The sequence below is a fragment of the Pantoea sp. CCBC3-3-1 genome (genome assembly GCF_007981265.1).
In the GTDB taxonomy this organism is placed as follows: Bacteria; Pseudomonadota; Gammaproteobacteria; order Enterobacterales; family Enterobacteriaceae; genus Erwinia.
In genome coordinates this window covers 614,889-632,310 of sequence record NZ_CP034363.1, presented here as the reverse complement: position 1 = coordinate 632,310, position 17,422 = coordinate 614,889, and the positions used below count along the sequence as shown (strand labels likewise).

Genomic DNA, 17,422 nt, shown 5'->3' with positions numbered 1-17,422 from the left:
GCGTCAGCGTATCCGGCTATGAAACAACCTGTTAAAATTAATCAGTTCCTTCCGGTTCAGCCTCATCCTCTAAAATAAGCTCACCACTTTTATTAGCGCTAATATCCGGCACTTCTTTCCCTCCACGGGCAGGACGGTCGCGCAGCCCGTAGTGATGTACGCGCGCCATGCGCTGCACGTTTCCGGTAAATTCCACCACGGCGTCGTCGGCGGTCCCTTTTGCCTTCATGTATTTGGCCGTGCGCAGCTTTGCAAACATCTCGCGCTTTATCCGGCCTTTCTTTTTACGCGCCGGTGCCTTGCGTGGTTTGAACGCCGCGCCTGCTGGCGCCTGCTGGCGCTTGATATTCTGCTGCTGCCCGGCGCGCAGGCGCTTTGCGATGGTGCGGGCCATTTCCTTACGTGCGGCCGGTGACAGATTGCCGATCAGCGCGTTTAACCTGGCGTCGAACGCCTCCAGCCCGTTCATGACCGCCAGCGGCAACCGCTCAACCTACGAGGCGAGCCGCAGCGAAGACGCCAGCCACGCGGACGTTGCCAGGGCAATCATGCACGCGCTGTTAAACGAACCGCTTACCGCTGCCAGCGGCGGGGCTAACCCTTCAATTCTGGAATTTTACTGATGAGCAAACGCAGCCGTAAGGCATTTAAAGCAGCACCGGCCGCGCCCCAGCAGGTCGAAGCATTTACGTTCGGCGAGCCGACGCCGGTAATGGACAAGCGCGATATTCTGGATTATGCCGAGTGCATCGGAAACGGGCGGTGGTATGAGCCGCCGGTCAGCTTTCACGGGCTGGCAAAAAGCCTACGCTCGGCGGTGCATCACAGCTCGCCGATTTACGTGAAACGAAACATTCTGGCCTCAACCTTTATCCCGCATCCGATGATGAGTCAGCAGGAGTTCAGCAAGTTTGCGCTGGATTATCTGGTATTCGGGAATGCGTTTGCCGAACTGCGCCGCAACAGCCTGGGCAGGCCGTTCAGGCTGGAAACCACCCCGGCCAAGTTTACCCGCAAGGGTGTGAAGGACGGCGAATACTGGTTTGTGAACGACTGGAAGGAGCCGCACCAGTTTATGCCCGGCAGCGTGTTTCACCTGATTGAGCCGGACATTAATCAGGAGCTTTACGGCCTACCGGAATACCTCAGCGCGCTGAACTCCGCCTGGCTGAATGAAGCGGCCACGCTGTTTCGCCGCAAGTACTATCAGAACGGCGCGCACGCGGGCTACATCCTGTATATGACCGACGCGGCGCAGAGTTCCAGCGACGTGGATCGGATGCGTCAGGCAATGCGCGACACGAAAGGCCTGGGCAATTTCCCAACCTGTTTATGTACGCGCCGAACGGCAAGCCGGACGGAATCAAAATCCTGCCGCTCAGCGAAGTGGCGACGAAAGACGATTTCTTTAACATCAAAAAGGCCAGCCGCGACGACCTGTTAAGCGCGCACCGCGTGCCGCCGCAAATGATGGGGATTATCCCGGACAACTCCGGCGGGTTCGGGGATGCGGTAAAGGCGTCGCAGGTGTTTGTACGAAATGAGCTGACGCCGTTGCAGGAGCGGATGAAAGAGATTAACGACTGGATGGGGGAAGAGGTGATCGCTTTTCGTTCCTACTCACTGGAAGTGACCATAACGAACTGAAAATGCATTTCTGACGGCCTGACAGTGCTACTGGTCAGGCCACGCTCATACTTGACAATCAGTTAAGAGCAAAACGGGCATTAAGCCGAGCTTTGGCGACATTTATTTAGTAGCATATCTTCTGTGCGTTGCTTTTTGGTCTTTCCCATTTAAAAGACTTTAATGCTTTTATAGTTTATCTACGTCTGCTATCACTGCTCGCACCCTTTTCAATCCTTCATCAGGATTTGCATACACGCCTTCGCGCTTGAGTATCTTTCCTGATGGTGTCATTACGACCCACAGGCAATTTTCTAATGGATCATCACTAGGAACTAATCTCGTAACTTCTTCATGTGAGGCTTTCAAAATAGCTATAACAAAATACTCATCTACAAGCTTCTTAGTAGTGTGATACTCCATAAAGTAGCCAAGAGAATATATAAGCTTGCTCAATTTAGGGTGGGTTTCGTCATAGATCACAGCAAAAACTAATTTCTGCGTTTTTTGAGCTTCCTTCAAAGCATCTTCCAAGCTTCGATGAGGAATAGATAAAAAGAATGAATCAGCATTAATCACACCTGTTGAACTTCTATCAAAAACTTCACTATTTACAGAAGCAGGATTGTTCGTTGCTGGTTTGGTTTGTTGAACTGGTACCTGAACCGTTTTGCTACGACTTTGTAAGCAATCGGTAAGTTCATCTTGCAGTTTTGCAACTGTGTCAGACTCATCTTTTTTGGCCTTCTCAAGACGTGCCGCATCATCACGCGCAGCCTCCAGACGCTCTTTGGTTATAGTGGCAATAGTTCCATAAACCAACTTACCTATAAAAAAACCAACCCCACCAAATGCCAGGGCATTGGTAACAAAGAAAACTGGATTGGCTGCAATAACATCCCAGTATTTACTAAATAATACAGCTAGATTCACTGTCGGCTCCGGCTCAGTTGTATTCAAAGTAGCTTAATCGAAGACAATGCATCAGTAAACCTAGCCTTCTTCTTCTACAGACTTAACAAGTCGAAGATTAGTGCTTAGATGCCTATCTTTATAAGAAATTCACATAGATTATTAATGCCCAGCTCAGCTAACCTGTCTACCGCATAAGAATTTTGAAAAAATTATTATATTTGGCAAGGGATGCTCCTGATGGCCAGGTCATTTTTCCACACAAAGGAACAGTAGCAGGTCGAGGGTGAGGTCTCATGCGTTTACCTTTTAGACGTTATGCCCATCAATAAATCCAGCGGCCCGCTTTAGCTGATTCTATCAGCATGCCAATTGTTAGCGGCTCAGCTCGTCGGTTCTCAACCTTAAGCTCCTTCGAGCGAAGGAAATTAGGGATAAGGCCTTTACTGGGCGGCCAGTATTTAAAAAAATCGAAATCTAATTTATCTACGTTAAACCGTGAAAAATACTCTTTCATAATTTCGTCACCAGTTTCCCTCGCCCACGGGTAATCGCCGGTAGAAAGGCTGGTTTCAAGAGTCAGGACAGGCTTTTTTTTTGCAAACAAAGGCTTCTGGTTATAGTTCTCTTCATACCAGCTCATCACACTGGCTGCGATATCATCTTTTAGTTCCATAGCTTATCATCGCCTCTGGCAATAGTGTTATAGCTGCGGGTTGCCTTCCAGGATATCTGAATAACGTCGCTCATAAGATATGCGATACCTAGCATAGGCACCCACCTTCCCACAAAAGCGCCAAGATTATTTACGTAGCTGAACCGTAGATGTTTGATGCTTTCGTTAGTCAAAGTAGGCCAACGACTCACCCGAACATTCAGCCACTGGCGAAGATTTCGGCTTAAAATGGATGTGCCATCAGTTGTGCCGCCAGGCTTTGTCCTGGTTGTAAGATGAGGCTGGCCAATTATCACTAATGCGAGCGTGGCGATATCTTTAACGCCGAATTGTTTCTGCGCTTCCTCCAGAAAAATCCAGAAAAAAAGCTCACCTGCCGAAAGGTTATGAAACCCTTTATAGAAGTAAGTTCCTTTAAGCTGTTCAGTAGTATCCATGCCATTCCCTTGATTTAGTTACTATGCAGATCTTAACAGTACCATAATATTCCTTAACGGTTCCAGATGCTTTCAACGGCATTTTGCGCAGTTTTTCATATTTCAGAATCCTGCTTGCTCTTTCTGCTTTCAACGCTTCTCAGCGCTTACAGGAGGTGCTCTGCCATACATGTTTACCTCTTCCGCGCGCAATGCTATCCCCGCCACGCCTGCCCGCTTTGTGTATCGCTTTTAATGCAGTTGCATACCCCCCTTTTAACGGCACCCAGCAAGGCACTGCGCAGTATTTAGGTCTGGGGTTTTGCATGCAATTTCATGAGAGCTAGGCATGCATGACCCAAGCTAAAAGAGAGAATACAATTTCTCTCTTTTTTCACTGGTAAATCAAATGTCATCAATTAGACCTAACGGTAATCCATCCTCACCAATCGAGCTATAATGAGCAACTATGTGTAAGAGTTCATTATCAGAAAAATAATTTGGTAAGTCATTATCAACTAAGATTATTTGGCATGGGGAGTTTTTTGCTTGAGCCTTTTTAACGGTATCTATTAACTGCGCATAGATATTTTGGTATTTCATAGGATCGGCCATGCCTTCGCTCTCATCTTCAAAACTAGGAGCTTCTCCGGTACTTTCATCTTTAGTTTGTTTACCTAAGTATTTCCCTACAGTATCGAAAATTAAAAACAAAGGATGATTAATATCATGATCCAAAGCATAATCCAGGATTGAAAGAAGGTAACCTATAGAGGATATAGTTCTAAGCCCTCCCGAAGTAATATTGTGATATTCCTTACCTCTGATTACAGGGATAAACTGACTTTCAGACATCTTTATCCCGATCCTATTTTTTATGTTAATACCTTTCAAATAACTATCGAATCTATCTCCTAACCCTTGCAAAATCCCTTGCATACTAGGTGCACTCGATTTCAAAACCTCAAGGCGCTCATTCAAAACTTCGATAGCTTTTAAAAGTTCTTGATGCTTTTCAAGCAAAGCCTCTTGCTGATTTCTTACCTTCAGATTCTTAACTAATTGCTCTCTGTTCTTTTCATTCTTTGAAATTTCTTTTATAAGCGCATCCCTTTGAGTCAGAAAGGGGGTAATCATTGATTGGCTTTCTTCATCAATCAATTCTCTAAGCTCGTTTAACTGCTCACTTAATTCTTTTTTATCAATAGTTTTATCTTTAAATTCTAATGACAACTCTGAAACCATATCATTGATATTTTTTCGACGCCGTGTTAGAGACACTAACTCCTCGTCTAGTTCTTTCTCCGTTGATATCTCAAATGGCAAGCTGACATCATCAACTTTAATTTGGCTATCACAAATAGGGCAAGAATAAACCTCTTCATCTAAAGAACCAATGCGCGAATTGGCTAGCTGTATAGCTTTTATTTTATTAATATCGTTATCATAATCATTTTTCAATCGAGAGTACTTCTCAATCTTGTCCTCTAGAACATCAATCCTTAATTTACAATCCTTGAACTTAAGTGAAATGAATTTATGTGCATCTTTCAATTGCGTATATTGCGTAGAACTCGCCTTCATAACCTTGTCAATCGAATTGAGATCATGAGAAAGCGCTTCCAAAACAGCGTCTAATTTATTTAGCTCCTCATCAATAGCCTCAATAGTTTCATAATTAGTCTCACGCAAAAACTCAGCTATTATTTCATATTTTTTATTTAATTCTTTTACCAACGCAGCCTTTGATGCTATTTCACTCTGCAGCCTAGTAATGCTTTCATCAAGAACATTAAACATGTACTTAAAGACTTCTTTAGTAAACGGATAAACTGCCCAGTTACCTAAACCTAAAAAGGACTTACTACCAATATCATCTTGATTTATATAGACATATTTATATATATTTCTGAAGCTTAACCTGCGCATTTTTGAGTTTGATTGAGAGGGAGAAACTTTGATTTCAACCTTTGGAAAATTAAGGCTATCAAGCAAAAATTCAGAAAAAATACCATCTGAATTATGTGTAGGACTGTAATTAGGTGCGTACTTTTTCGGGAAATGCTTATCTTTATCACTAAACTTACAACGATAGACTTCAATCAGTTTTTTGTTATCATAAATGTCACGTACTATAGTATAGGGCACATCATTTATAACTACCTCCAGTGAAGCATAATTAACGGAAGATTTTATTTCATCTGCTAAGTCTATCGAACTTGCACCTAAAAGATAATTAACAAACTCTAAAACACTAGACTTTCCTGTATCGGAGTCCCCATATATAACATTTAAGCCTTTATAGAAAGGAATGATGTAATTTTTACGCACACCCACAAGAATTAGCGAATTTATATTGAGATAAGACTTCATCACTACCCCTTAAAGACCTGATTAATTATAGAGTTTAACTTTGAAGCAGGAAAAGATTGCAATGGTAAAAGTGCTTTAGAAAGGATTCTTATTTCCTTGAAGAACCCCTCATCAAATCCCGCCGCAAAAGCCACGCCCTTTTCAGATAAAAATAACTTAACACTTTCCTCACTCTCTTTCTCAGCCAAGAGCAATCCAAAGCTAGAAAGTTTTTTTATGAGGCTCTTAACTTTCGCATTGTCAAACAAAACATCAACATTCGATGAAAAACTTTTCATTGTGTAAGTCAATTTCTTTTCTACGAAAACTGGTTTTTTCCCAGACAACTTAAGCGCTAAATCTATCTTAGAAGGATTCTTTAACAAATATATAAAAATCTGTAATTTATTTATATCAAGGCAAAGCTTTTTATTCTTGTTGTGCGACAAAATTGAAATTGCTACAGTAAGCATAGCTACGTTCAAACTATACTCTTCATCAAGGGGTATATATGGTAAATTAAATCTACTCATACTCACCTCGCCGCAATTTTTCTAGCTTATCCATATTAGTTTCTGAAGACCACACTATGTCTTTGTCATTACTGTTAGCTAACTGATGTAACATTCCTTTTTTATGAACTGTTTCAAGGCTCTTAAGAAGAGAGCTTAATGAGGTCTTATCCTCTTTACTGATCCTCGCATGAACAGTTGCTATAAATTTATCTGGCGAAACACTACTAGCAATATGCTGTTCATATTCCTCTTGGTAAATCTCCCTTATCTTTGAATATAAATGGCTTAAAATCAATTGATCGTGGTCACTTGTAAATACATTCCTTATTAACTCAGCATTGTAATAATATTCTTTTGCATGCATAGTTATATCCTGATGAATATCAGCAACGATCATTTTTAAAACAAAATACTCGTTGTTGTACTGTTGCTCATCAGTAAGACGCTCAATAAAAATTTTTTTGGGAGCTTGAGCATTTATAAAATGAATGAATTTTTTCACCGCAACAAAAACTGTAGACTGATTATTGTTAGGCTTACAAATAGAGCTATGGGACTCATTAACTGCAAATGAGTTTTTCCTCTCACTATCCATTGGTAACGCGCTTTTCTTGTCTACAACTGAATCATGCGCACCATAAATATATCTTGTAATTGGTACGTTATTGATGCAATTTAACCATTTTCTATTTAATTCATCCGTAGCATTGCTTAATAATTTGAGATCGACGAGCTGAGCATTTGAGGACACTAGCGAAGTTATATTCCCTAAAATTGCGCCAGAGTGAGGTACGGCTAATGAAATAAAACCGATTATTTTAGAATCTTCTTCATGCTCAATTTTTTTTAGTATTACGTTTTTTGATATCAACCCACCCATACTGTGAGCCACTATTATTATTCTTGAGTAACTGTCTAAGTTGATCTCTATTTCGGTATAAAGCAGCTCTGCTATTTCGTCTGTTGGCAGATTCTTTTCTATTTTATTTTTCCCTGAAAATATTCGAGCAAGAATACCTGATGTTTTTGCATAAGTTTGCGTAAATTTTGTGAAATAGTTAAAGCAGGCAATATCGAATACATTACTGATATCCTCATCTAGTGCTAAAAGTTTTGGGAATGATATGTCGGCATCAAAATCCCATGTATCCATACCACCTTTCAGCCCATGAACGAAGAGAATCAAACTGTCCTTTTTCTCTTCGCTTATCCATTCAACCATGCTCATATGCATACCTGTGAGTTAGTTCAAAATAGTCTAAGAAGGACAATGGCATCCCTCACAAAACCATATCATCATCTTCTCTTATCAATTTTTCAACTAACACTTACAGTAACGCATGTAAAATAAGGCCTGTATCAATTCTCGCACTATGGATTCGTTATGAAAAAGCAATGAGCTAGCAACTTTTTTGCCCTAACCTGCCACGCGCTCGATCAGTGGGCCTTTGAGCATGGAGTGGAGCTGCGACTTATCCAGCCCGGCAAGCCGACGCAGAACGGATTTATTGAGAGTTTTAACGGACGCTTTCGCGATGAATGCCTGAATGAACACTGGTTCAGCGACGTCAATCATGCCAGGAAAACCATCAGCGAATGGCGTCAGGATTATAACGAATGTCGCCCGCACTCCACGCTGAATTATCAGACGCCGTCTGAATTTGCAGCGAGCTGGAGAAAGGGTAATTCTGAGAGTGAAGGATTCGACATTACTAACTGAGCCTTGTATCTAATCCTGGGGAGCAGGTCATCATAATCAGATTATGGTCAGTATATTACAGTAAAGTTTATATAAGTGTTGAGTATGAATAACCATTTAAAATCATTTTCAAATCAAAAAAACAGGATATCAGACTAAGCATTATCAGCAATAAATACAATGTTTACAGTAACATGCAACGAATGCGTGAGGTCCAAAATCTTAATGAGGGTATGAATAATCGTAACTTGTTGAATTGCTTATGAATCATTGTTGGCTGACTTTTTTCAAGAGTTACGCTAGCTTTACTCTCTTAGCAGGTTCAATCTAAGCGCTCAGATTCAATTCTCCTATCTTCACTTACGGTGTCGGCCATACATGTTTGTGGCCTTAACATAGCCTGCCACATACATGTTTACCCCCTCCGCGCGCAATGCTATCCCCGCCACGCCTGCCCGCTTTGTGCAGCAATTATCATGCAGTTGCATCCAGCCACAGCAACCGCGCCAGAACAGCTCGGGAACATCAAAAATGAGGGGGCGGAATGCATGCAGAATAATGCACTCAATGCATGCATAGCTTTGATGAAGCTGATTATCGGTAATGCCAGGCTTCACTTACTCTCTGAGCGTGATCCTGAACGATAGATTTTGCTTACAGCGGAGACAGTGAGAAAAGCCAAGGCGACGGAAAAAAGGCCCAGAACAATTATTAGCGAGAGTAAAGGGTTCATCACTCCCCCTAAGCTCGTAAAATCACTCATCCTCGCGAGCTGTTCAGGCGTCAATATACGAAGAATGATCTCTGGTATAATTAGAAAGAAAATAATAACAACCGGTACATAAATCAGCGTTTTTTTTGCTTTTCTCATCTTCTTTCTTGCCCTTATTGGCCAACATGATCAAAAATTGGGTAAATGATACAACAAGGACCTAAGGTATGTCACAACCCTATTTGCAATTGAAGATGCAGGCTAATAAGCAATTAGCAATTGCATTAACAAATTCACTTAATGACATCCATGCAGATCATATATCTACTATTGAAAAAGTAAAGTTGGGTGGGCAGCGGCTTATCAATTATGGTTCATGCCTTGTCCCGAATGAATATTATCGTAGTTCATGCCGCGATACGTGGAGAGAGGACAGACGGTTAGTGCTTTCTTTAGGTGAGATATATAGAAGAAATGATGTAGCTCTGGATATGGTTGAAATTTACTTCCGTAAAACTTTAACAAGGCTTGGCAATGAAAAAAGCAATAATCTTGTGTCTCATATCCAAAAATTGTCAGGCAAAGCGGCAGAGCATGCATCTGCTAAAGCCAGTAAGCTGGCTCTATCCTTCACCATTGCCAACTTAGTGCTTGGCAGCGCCGACTTCAAAAAAAACCATATCAAACTTGTTAATTCTTTCTCAACATGGTTTGTGAACGCAACAACACTTTATGCCAAAGCACAAGTAGCCGCATCAGCCGCAAACAGGCTTAAATTTCAGGATTCTTCATATTATCAGGCTCTGTGCAAAGAAAACCTTGAAATGCTTTACTTTCTTATTGAACCCCAAATGTCTGAAATAATTTACCAGGTGAACTCTGGAGATAATAACGAAGAAAAAATCGCAGATGCTTTGTATGAGATTTTACGTAAATGAAGCGTGCAATTTTATGGTTAATCCAGTCATTTTTCTATTTGATACCTGCCGCAATCATTGTGGCAGGCGTGTATTTCTTTATACGGTTTATCCCGAGCTATGCAGCACTTCTTAGCTTATCATGGATAATCGTTGTTTCTTTCATATATATTAAATATAACAAATGGTATTAATAACATTCTGGCACCAGTAAGGCTTAATTTACAAACGAAACGGTCGAAAAAGCGACCGAAAATTGATTGTCAGATAACGTGTGATTAGCCGCGATTTCGGCGATTAAATTCAGCGCGATCTCTCTGTCCCGCTCTTTACAAACACCTTCCGTAGTCAGGCGCGCTATCAGCTCGACCCGCTCAATCATCACCCGTTCTTGTAAATCGTCTGCCATTTTTACCCTCCCCATCCCAAAATACTGCACATAAACACAGTTTGGTTTTTCTGACAAATTGTGAAAGGCTTTTTTACCTTACGATGGGCTTAATCTTACAAAACCCTTTCTGTAAAAATCATAGGCACCAACAGGTTATAGTGAAAGCGGCTCCCAATTTAGTCGGTCCGCTTAAAGCTATATGAGTGCCAATGCCACTCATGAGCTGGAAAAATTGCTATATCCCGTGCAGCAAAAACTACTGCCGCCAATGGTCATCCTCCTGTAATCGTCCGCTCCGGTAAAAAAGCCGCATTTTTGAACCTGCATCCAGGCTACAGCCACTTACCAGTAGCCTGATTTCCTCCTCACTACCCTCAAAACCCCTGGCTTTCAGTTCCAGCTCTAACCGTCGGCGCTGCGGCCGCGTACAGTTATTGACAGAACTCCAAGGGGCGGCAGAGCCGACAATGAAAATCAGCCTCCGCTGGCGCATCGGCCCGTTTGGCGACCTTTTCCCACTTAACCCGACGCGTGAAAACGTCAGAACCGGCAATGAAAGGCGAATAAATACCGTTAACGCGCCATTGCGTAACCGTCAATGTTCTTGGAAATGTACTTAGCGATGTAACCCGTCGCGCTGCCCTTAGTCGGGTCGATGGCTTCAGCATGAAAACGCGCCTTGCGTGCTTCAGGCGTGTTCATCTCGTGCGCATCTTCAGCATGCGCATAGCGGGCCATAATGTCGTACACGCGTTGTTTGTGCTCAGGCTCCATAAACAACAGCATATGCCAGTGCGGCGTACCGTCGTGATGCGGAACAATACCGGTAAGCGCTGTCATTTCAGCAATATAGCGATAAGCGGTCAGGGTAATGGCTTCTTCGTCAGCGTCATCGAGCAGAGTTACAGCCGTGATAAAGTCAGCAACGCTTTGGGTCATGAATGTGCCGACTTTATAAGCCATGACGTGCCAGCATGGGCAGGCGCTGTAGCTGCTTAATAAACGGCAACTCAAAGGTGGCAGATTCAGAAAGCTTGTAACGGTTTCGAACCCGTTGCAGGCGTGGCAATACATTCTTGCCGATAGTCGTATTGGCCCGGCGGCGACCCTGTTCTTCATTTCCCAGCAATTTGGCGTATTTCATCCCGGGGGCAGGTTAGTTGCTTTACTTTCCAATATAAGAGGGATAGTTCTTCACAAGGATATGCGGATGAAAAAGGCTATTCTCAGGAGAAAACAGCCTTAATGGAGTCCTGCTAAGATTGTACGTTTGATGCAGAATGAGGAACGCCTTATTTTTTTACTTAACCGTGAACTCACTCTTTAACTTAACTATTTCGCCATTTTTTTTCAGCTGGTATCTTCCATCCTCTACGGTGAAAACAGTCCCCAAATTAGTACTGTTACTAACAGAAAAAACAGCCTCCTTCTCAATACAATTAGCTGGCCCTTTCATATCTTCGAAGCAAAACCTATCATATTTACCCTCTTCTTCATAGCCATCGCCGAACAACCAAAAAATAATTGTAAAAGATCCATATGTTGCAGGCTTAGGAATTTTATACTGATTTTCCAGAGTATTTTTATTTTTTAGCCACCAGTTTATTTTACCTTTATCAGTATAGGGGAAGTTCCTTACTAAAACATAGCTGTGGTTGCCTTTTTCATGAACTGCTACAATTTTTACAGGACGAAAAGATGACCACAAAAAATATCCCGCCATAAAAAAGAATATAAGAAATATGATCATTATTTTTTTATTTTTAGTGTTCACTACGCTCTCCAGTAATTTCAATGGTGGTTTCCATATTGGTTATGAAGGGTTTAAAACCAATACTCTTGTATCTTTGCAAAACAAACCAAATTCGAAAAAAACGGAACTGGCTAAATTTTAATTTTAAGATATCCTCGCCATCCAAGCCAAAGTGGTCTTGAACCCGATAATGAACTATTGCCCGGTAACGATCATTATTAACTTTTAGAGATTTAATCGTAATGTGCGTGGCCCATGTATCATGGATAGTTATCCCCATCCCGTTAAAATTATCCTGAAACCTGTCAAATTTTGGCAGTCTGCCTTCACTGATAGCTTTGCATAACTCAGCTTTTCTAGCTAACGGATAACATTTATTCTCCCAGTCAATATGGTTTTTAAAGGCATCTGATAATCGTAGTCGTGTACTATTCTCTGCCGATCTATCATTTAATATTTGACTCTTCAAAGCGTTATCCAAATACATACTGGAGAAAGGTGCACCTTCGCCATTCTGCATATGAGTAATCATCTTTTTGATCAAAGATTTATATGGCCCGTAGAGAGAGAAGGATTGTGAAAGATGGCGAAACTCATCAAATAAAATTTCGGCGCATTGCTGACGGCTAATTTTTTCGCCCTCTCCACGAGAACCGTAAAACATCGACTGTGGCTGGCTGAACGGAGTGATTTTCGTCAGTGAGTAAGGATTCGCTCGGGTGGAAACATCGACCAGATGAAACTGTGTTTTCAACTGTGATTCAGAGAGATCGCCGCAGAGCATATCGCTGGCGCTGTAATCATCCATCCGTTTTTGAGTTGCGAAAATGGTACAGGGGAACTGTAAGGCTGACACGGTATCGCTTCCTTGTGCGTAATGATCCATTTATTTGTACAAACCCTGACCAATCATACTCCGCAAAAAATGCCTGTAAATACCGCATGTCCGGTGAGCAAAAATTGAGACTTCTGCCCGGGCAGCCAGATAATGCCTGACAGCTTTATTTCATCTTCAATATTACTCGTTCAGGCTGGAAACCGCCCCGGCCAGGAGGGCGTCGGCGCAAAGAGCATCGGTTTTTAATTATTTGCGGCTTTTTTCTTTCACCATAAAATGATCAAACATGCCTGCAATATGATCGACGAATGCACGCACCTTTGGCGTCATCTGTCGGGTACTCGGCCAGAGAATATGGAAAGTGGTGGTGTGAGTAATATAACTGTTTAGTACAGTTCTTAGCTCACCGGAATTAATAGCATTTTTTACCGAGTAATCCGGCAGGCAGGCAATGCCACGCCCCTCTTTGACCATAAACAGCAGAGCCTCAAGGCTATTGCATATCATCGTTGACGGGATAACCGGCCCCCCTGCCGCGGCGGTGGGCTTAAACGGCCAGAACGCGATTTTGCCGGTACTGGGGAAGCGATAGTGCAGGCAGGCATGAGCCGTCAGTTCGTCCGGCCGCTCGGGTACGCCATGGCGTCTGAAATACGCCGCTGAACCAACGATACAGAGACGAAATGAACCCAGCTTTCTGGAAATTAGCCTTGAATCCGTCAGTTCACCACCGCGTATAACAATATCCATTCCTTCTTCAATCACATCCGTTATTCTGTCCGAGAAATCCAGGTCAAGTTCGATTTCCGGATAGCACGTCATAAATGATGAAATTATGGGCAGTATGAGTCCGTCCGCAAAGGGCAATCCAATGCGAAGCCGGCCTCTCGGCTGCTGCGTCATAGCCGACAGCTCATCCTCCGCCGCCTTTATTTCACTGAAAATACGCTGGCATCGCTCAAGAAAAACCTCACCCTCTGAGGTTAGATGCACCGAACGGGTACTGCGCTGAAAAAGACGTACACCCAGTCGCTCCTCCAGGCGAGATATGCTCTTACTCACCGCCGAAGATGAAATACCTTTTGCCCGCCCGGTCGCAATAAAACTCCTTGTCTGCGCCACGTGCGTGAATATCTCCAGCCCATTCATTTTTTCCATCATTGTTTTTAGCCTGATGATTGCTGACAAATATGTCACTGGTGTTATGCCAGCCACCCCGCTTAATGACAAGCGGATATCCGCTTATGATGATCCCCTTACGTGGAGCCGCAGGCCACTCCAACGTTCCGATAAACGAGTAAAGGAGAAGCATCATGAGCAGCAAAATTCGTGTAGGTATTATTGGTACAGGCAGCTGGGCGAGATACGGCCACATTCCGGCTCTGCAGTCGCTGCAAGATTTTGAGGTTGTGGCGCTGGCCGGACGCAATAAAGAAAAGGTTGAGAAGTATGCCACACAGTTCGGCATCGGTCATGCCTATGGCAGCCCGGAAGAGCTGCTGGCTAATCCTGATATAGACCTGGCCGTGGTGCTGGCACCGACACCTGAACATGGCCGTCTGGCAAAAGCGGTTATTGCAGCAGGAAAGGACGTTTACAGTGAATGGCCACTCTCCACCACCACGGCAGAGTCAGAGGAGATCCTCGCACTGGCGCGTGAGAAAGGTGTTAAGCATATCGTCGGTTTGCAGCGTCGCTTTTCGCCCAGTTCCCGTTACTGGCACGATCTGGTCAGGCAGGGTACGGTCGGGAAAATCAGGGCGGTACGTATGTCAGTGGGCGTAGACGCGTTTGGCGAAGTGATGCCGGAGTTTGCAAAATGGGCGCTGGATGCAGCTAACTTCACCGAGGTGTTGTCTATTTACGGCGGCCATTTTCACGATATGCTGTTCCATGGCATCGGTTTCCCGGAAAAACTCATGGCAGTGAGTGTTAACCAGTTTCCGGTTACCACCATTGCAGAAACCGGTGAGAAAGTGCCGTATTCCAGTCCGAATGAAGTGATGGTTATCGGTACGCTCGCAGGTGGCGGACTGTTCTCAGTTCAGCTTGAGGGTGGTCAGAAACACCGAACGGGTTTGCAGATTGATATCACCGGCACTGAAGGCGTGCTTCGAATTACCAATGCGCGAGGATTTGAGAATAAGGATGACAACGCGATAGCGGTAATGCGTAATGGCGTGGAAACATTTGAAAATCTGCCTGTTCCGGCGGAATATGCGTCCCTGCCGGTTTCCCATCTTGATGCCAGCTCCCAGGATGTCGCCTATCTCTACGCGGCCTATGCTCGCGATAAGGCAACAGGTTCGAATAAAGCGACAACCTTTGATGATGCATTGCGTCAGCATCAGCTTATCGACCAGATCACCGCATCGTCTGCCCAGTTTTTCAGCTAAACGCGCGCCAGTAGCCAGGCAAAGTAGTCAAAAACCTTGCGTATACTGGCGCTGGCCATGTGCCAGAATCCTCAGGCAGACGCCATTGTGTAGCGAACAAGTCTTATGGTAATTTGCGGGTAATTAAACGTTTAGAATATAAACATGATAACAGTCGAAGTTGCTAAACCCGCTCAATTCCCGACATTACTGGAAGTCTGGGAATCATCTGTGCGCGCTACACACTTTTTTTTACGGGAGCAGGATATTCAGGAGCTGCGCTCAACGTTGCTTAATGAGTATTTTCCTAACCTAAATATTAGGGTCGCACGTCTTTGTAGTAACGGTTTGATCGTTGGTTTTATGGGAGTGAGTGAAAACCGCATTGAGATGCTCTTTGTAAATGGCTTTGTCATTACGGGCCGCTCTGAACTTGATGGTCAGGGCAGGCAATATCCTTTATTGCATATGAAACTGCTGAAAACATTATCCTGTTAGAAATTTTTACGTCTGTATTCCTCTCTTAGCGGACGCTATCAGAAATCAGGGGGAAAATGCATGCAGAATAATGCATTCAATGCATGCATAGCGACCACGCCGTCCTCATACGCAGCAGGCCGCACCGTGTTTTACACAGGGTAAGCACGTCGTTACCCGTCTGGAATTCAAACCAGTAATGCGGAACCGTACCGCAATAATCTGCTATTCAGCGCAATATGCTTTACGTATGCCACGCTTAAGCGAAAATATTTACACGCCGAAAACTCCAGAAAGATGAGTAATTCTGTTATAGGGGATGATTAAACGGAGTATGCCTGTGCCAAAAAATCTCTATTAATTAGTGGGCCGACTTGACGATTAGAAGCCTCAAAACACCGGCTTTTCCTTTGCCAGGGCAGATAAGTTACCTTCTGAGGCCGTCGGAACAAAAACTTGTTACCAGACGTTCCGCAAGAATTTTAAACTGTAAAGAAACGTAGTTAAATGTAAATAAATCGATTATCATATAAAAATCACTTACACATTGGCTGGACGTTAAACGTATGTTAAATATATATCCGCCCTAAGATAGCTCTTTATGTCAGTTGAATCAGCGCTATTTCTATTGCAAAAGTTAGCAAATAAAATAATCGAAACGGCCTAATTCATTAAAAAATCTTATGTATTATTTTGTGACGATGAACTGATTTTTAGCATGAGGTATCGAATGAAGTTAAGTGAACTTCTTGCGTTCGTAACGGTTGTGGATACAGGGAATATAACCCAGGCCGCCGAGCGGTTGAATCGAGTGCAATCAAGCATTTCCCACCGAATCAGAAGCCTTGAAGATAATCTGGATGTCACCCTGCTGGACCGAAAAACCGATGGCTGCTCACTGACTGCACAAGGCCAGATACTCTACGATTATGCGGTTAAGATATTAAATCTCGCAGATGACTGCAAAAAAAACATATTGCACTACAGCAGCAGTCAGATGAACATGCGGATTGGCATAATCGAATGCTTACCTGCCTACATCGTCAGTTCAATGATTGATTTAGGTTACGATCTTGGCTGGAATATCGACGTTTCGATTGGCAATACCATCAGCCTGCTCGATGCGTTTGATCGAAACGAATATGACGCGGTGATCATCGGGGCCGGTTTCTCAAACGTACAACATACACGGGCAACATTATTATCAAGTGAACTGGTACTCATCACAGAGAAAAACTTTCCAACAATAAAGGATATATCCAGTCTGGATGGCGAGGTTTTTATGCTTAGCAGCAAAAAATGTGCAACCTCGACCCGTAACTATACCTCTCTGTTTAAAGAGGGCCATATAATCCCGAAGCGGATTGTCGAATGCGGTTCTTACCCCGTGCTGTTTTCAAGCGTTGCTGCGGGCAAAGGCGTCTCCCTGGTATTGCGCTGTTCGATCGGTAGCGAGGTACAGAGCAAGATTAAAATCCATGAACTGTTCGGCCAGTACAATGATTTCAAGATTGAGCTTGTTTATCGTACCGGTTGTCCCAACCTGGACAGCACAAAATTCAGAGGCTTGATAACCTCCATTTTTCAGGATCCCCGTCTGCATAATATCGGTGATTAAATCCTTTTTTCCCTGTTTCCAAAGCGTATATAGCCAGCCGGCCCCTCTACTGAACCAGCAGGGAGTTTGAGAGCATGTATCTGATACATGCCCTACTGCCTTAATAAGTTCCCTGTTATCTCATCAGTATGCTCTTACTCTCGTT

16 protein-coding genes and 4 pseudogenes are annotated in these 17,422 nt (G+C 43.4%); 7 read left to right on the top strand and 13 right to left on the bottom strand.

Translation table 11 applies throughout. From position 1 onward, the window contains the following. Positions 1–37 precede the first annotated feature (37 nt). Entirely contained in the window at positions 38–469 is a 432-nt protein-coding gene (locus EHV07_RS02825; protein WP_147194809.1) for a phage virion morphogenesis protein, read from the bottom strand. Here EHV07_RS02825 and EHV07_RS25105 point away from each other — a divergent pair. Next, positions 468–623 (top strand): annotated as a pseudogene (locus EHV07_RS25105) (terminase); the annotation flags it as partial. The gene EHV07_RS02825 and the pseudogene EHV07_RS25105 sit on opposite strands and share 2 nt — an antisense overlap. After that, positions 623–1,647 (top strand): annotated as a pseudogene (locus EHV07_RS02815) (phage portal protein). The pseudogenes EHV07_RS25105 and EHV07_RS02815, both read left to right, overlap by 1 nt. Positions 1,648–1,815: 168 nt before the next feature. Here the strand turns inward: EHV07_RS02815 and EHV07_RS02810 are convergent. The 6 genes from EHV07_RS02810 to EHV07_RS02785 form a co-directional block, all read right to left on the bottom strand. Beyond that, the gene (locus EHV07_RS02810) at positions 1,816–2,559 is read right to left on the bottom strand and encodes a hypothetical protein (RefSeq protein ID WP_147194803.1); all 744 of its coding nucleotides are present in this window, start codon (positions 2,557–2,559) and stop codon (positions 1,816–1,818) included. Between the two features lie 304 nt (positions 2,560–2,863). After that, entirely contained in the window at positions 2,864–3,214 is a 351-nt protein-coding gene (locus EHV07_RS02805; RefSeq protein WP_147194800.1) for a DUF1493 family protein, read from the bottom strand. After that, positions 3,205–3,651: an STM2901 family protein gene (locus tag EHV07_RS02800; RefSeq protein WP_147194798.1), complete on the bottom strand. Its 447-nt coding sequence runs from the start codon at positions 3,649–3,651 to the stop codon at positions 3,205–3,207. The genes EHV07_RS02805 and EHV07_RS02800 overlap by 10 nt, the downstream gene beginning before the upstream one ends. Before the next feature lie 384 nt (positions 3,652–4,035). Continuing rightward, a complete protein-coding gene (locus tag EHV07_RS02795; RefSeq protein ID WP_147194795.1) occupies positions 4,036–6,003 on the bottom strand; it encodes an AAA family ATPase in 1,968 nt (655 codons plus the stop codon). Between the two features lie 2 nt (positions 6,004–6,005). Next, positions 6,006–6,515, bottom strand: a complete 510-nt coding sequence (locus EHV07_RS02790) for an ABC-three component system middle component 4 (RefSeq protein ID WP_254446300.1) — start codon at positions 6,513–6,515, stop codon at positions 6,006–6,008. Next, positions 6,508–7,725, bottom strand: a complete 1,218-nt coding sequence (locus tag EHV07_RS02785; protein ID WP_147194792.1) for an ABC-three component system protein — start codon at positions 7,723–7,725, stop codon at positions 6,508–6,510. The genes EHV07_RS02790 and EHV07_RS02785 overlap by 8 nt, the downstream gene beginning before the upstream one ends. Positions 7,726–7,917: 192 nt before the next feature. On the opposite strand from EHV07_RS02785, the pseudogene EHV07_RS02780 reads away from it, so the two are divergent. Continuing rightward, positions 7,918–8,217 (top strand): annotated as a pseudogene (locus EHV07_RS02780) (transposase); the annotation flags it as partial. Positions 8,218–9,135: 918 nt separating this feature from the next. Further along, positions 9,136–9,846, top strand: a complete 711-nt coding sequence (locus EHV07_RS02770; protein ID WP_168199586.1) for a hypothetical protein — start codon at positions 9,136–9,138, stop codon at positions 9,844–9,846. Positions 9,847–10,042: 196 nt separating this feature from the next. On the opposite strand, the gene EHV07_RS02760 is transcribed toward EHV07_RS02770, so the two are convergent. The 6 genes and pseudogenes from EHV07_RS02760 to EHV07_RS02740 form a co-directional block, all read right to left on the bottom strand. Further along, complete coding sequence (locus EHV07_RS02760; RefSeq protein ID WP_147194785.1) at positions 10,043–10,234, bottom strand: hypothetical protein; 192 nt, start codon at positions 10,232–10,234, stop codon at positions 10,043–10,045. A 238-nt stretch (positions 10,235–10,472) separates the two neighbouring features. Further along, a pseudogene (locus EHV07_RS24825) lies at positions 10,473–11,038 on the bottom strand (replication endonuclease); the annotation flags it as partial. A 130-nt stretch (positions 11,039–11,168) separates the two neighbouring features. Continuing rightward, complete coding sequence (locus EHV07_RS24820; protein WP_254446299.1) at positions 11,169–11,360, bottom strand: hypothetical protein; 192 nt, start codon at positions 11,358–11,360, stop codon at positions 11,169–11,171. A gap of 156 nt (positions 11,361–11,516) precedes the next feature. Beyond that, the gene (locus tag EHV07_RS02750) at positions 11,517–11,990 is read right to left on the bottom strand and encodes a DUF943 family protein (protein WP_147194779.1); all 474 of its coding nucleotides are present in this window, start codon (positions 11,988–11,990) and stop codon (positions 11,517–11,519) included. Next, the gene (locus EHV07_RS02745) at positions 11,980–12,855 is read right to left on the bottom strand and encodes a YPO3983 family protein (RefSeq protein ID WP_254446298.1); all 876 of its coding nucleotides are present in this window, start codon (positions 12,853–12,855) and stop codon (positions 11,980–11,982) included. The genes EHV07_RS02750 and EHV07_RS02745 overlap by 11 nt, the downstream gene beginning before the upstream one ends. Before the next feature lie 198 nt (positions 12,856–13,053). Next, positions 13,054–13,968 carry a LysR substrate-binding domain-containing protein gene (locus EHV07_RS02740; protein WP_371419661.1) on the bottom strand — a complete coding sequence of 305 codons (915 nt, stop codon included), beginning with the start codon at positions 13,966–13,968 and terminating at the stop codon, positions 13,054–13,056. Positions 13,969–14,120: 152 nt separating this feature from the next. On the opposite strand from EHV07_RS02740, the gene EHV07_RS02735 reads away from it, so the two are divergent. The 3 genes from EHV07_RS02735 (at position 14,121) to EHV07_RS02725 (ending at position 17,277) form a co-directional block, all read left to right on the top strand. Next, positions 14,121–15,203, top strand: coding sequence for a Gfo/Idh/MocA family protein (locus EHV07_RS02735; protein WP_147194776.1), 1,083 nt, complete (start codon positions 14,121–14,123; stop codon positions 15,201–15,203). 144 nt (positions 15,204–15,347) lie between these two features. After that, the gene (locus EHV07_RS02730; RefSeq protein WP_147194773.1) at positions 15,348–15,680 is read left to right on the top strand and encodes a GNAT family N-acetyltransferase; all 333 of its coding nucleotides are present in this window, start codon (positions 15,348–15,350) and stop codon (positions 15,678–15,680) included. Between the two features lie 709 nt (positions 15,681–16,389). Then, on the top strand, positions 16,390–17,277 hold the full coding sequence (locus EHV07_RS02725; protein ID WP_147194770.1) for a LysR family transcriptional regulator: 888 nt from the start codon (positions 16,390–16,392) through the stop codon (positions 17,275–17,277). Positions 17,278–17,422: the final 145 nt, after the last annotated feature.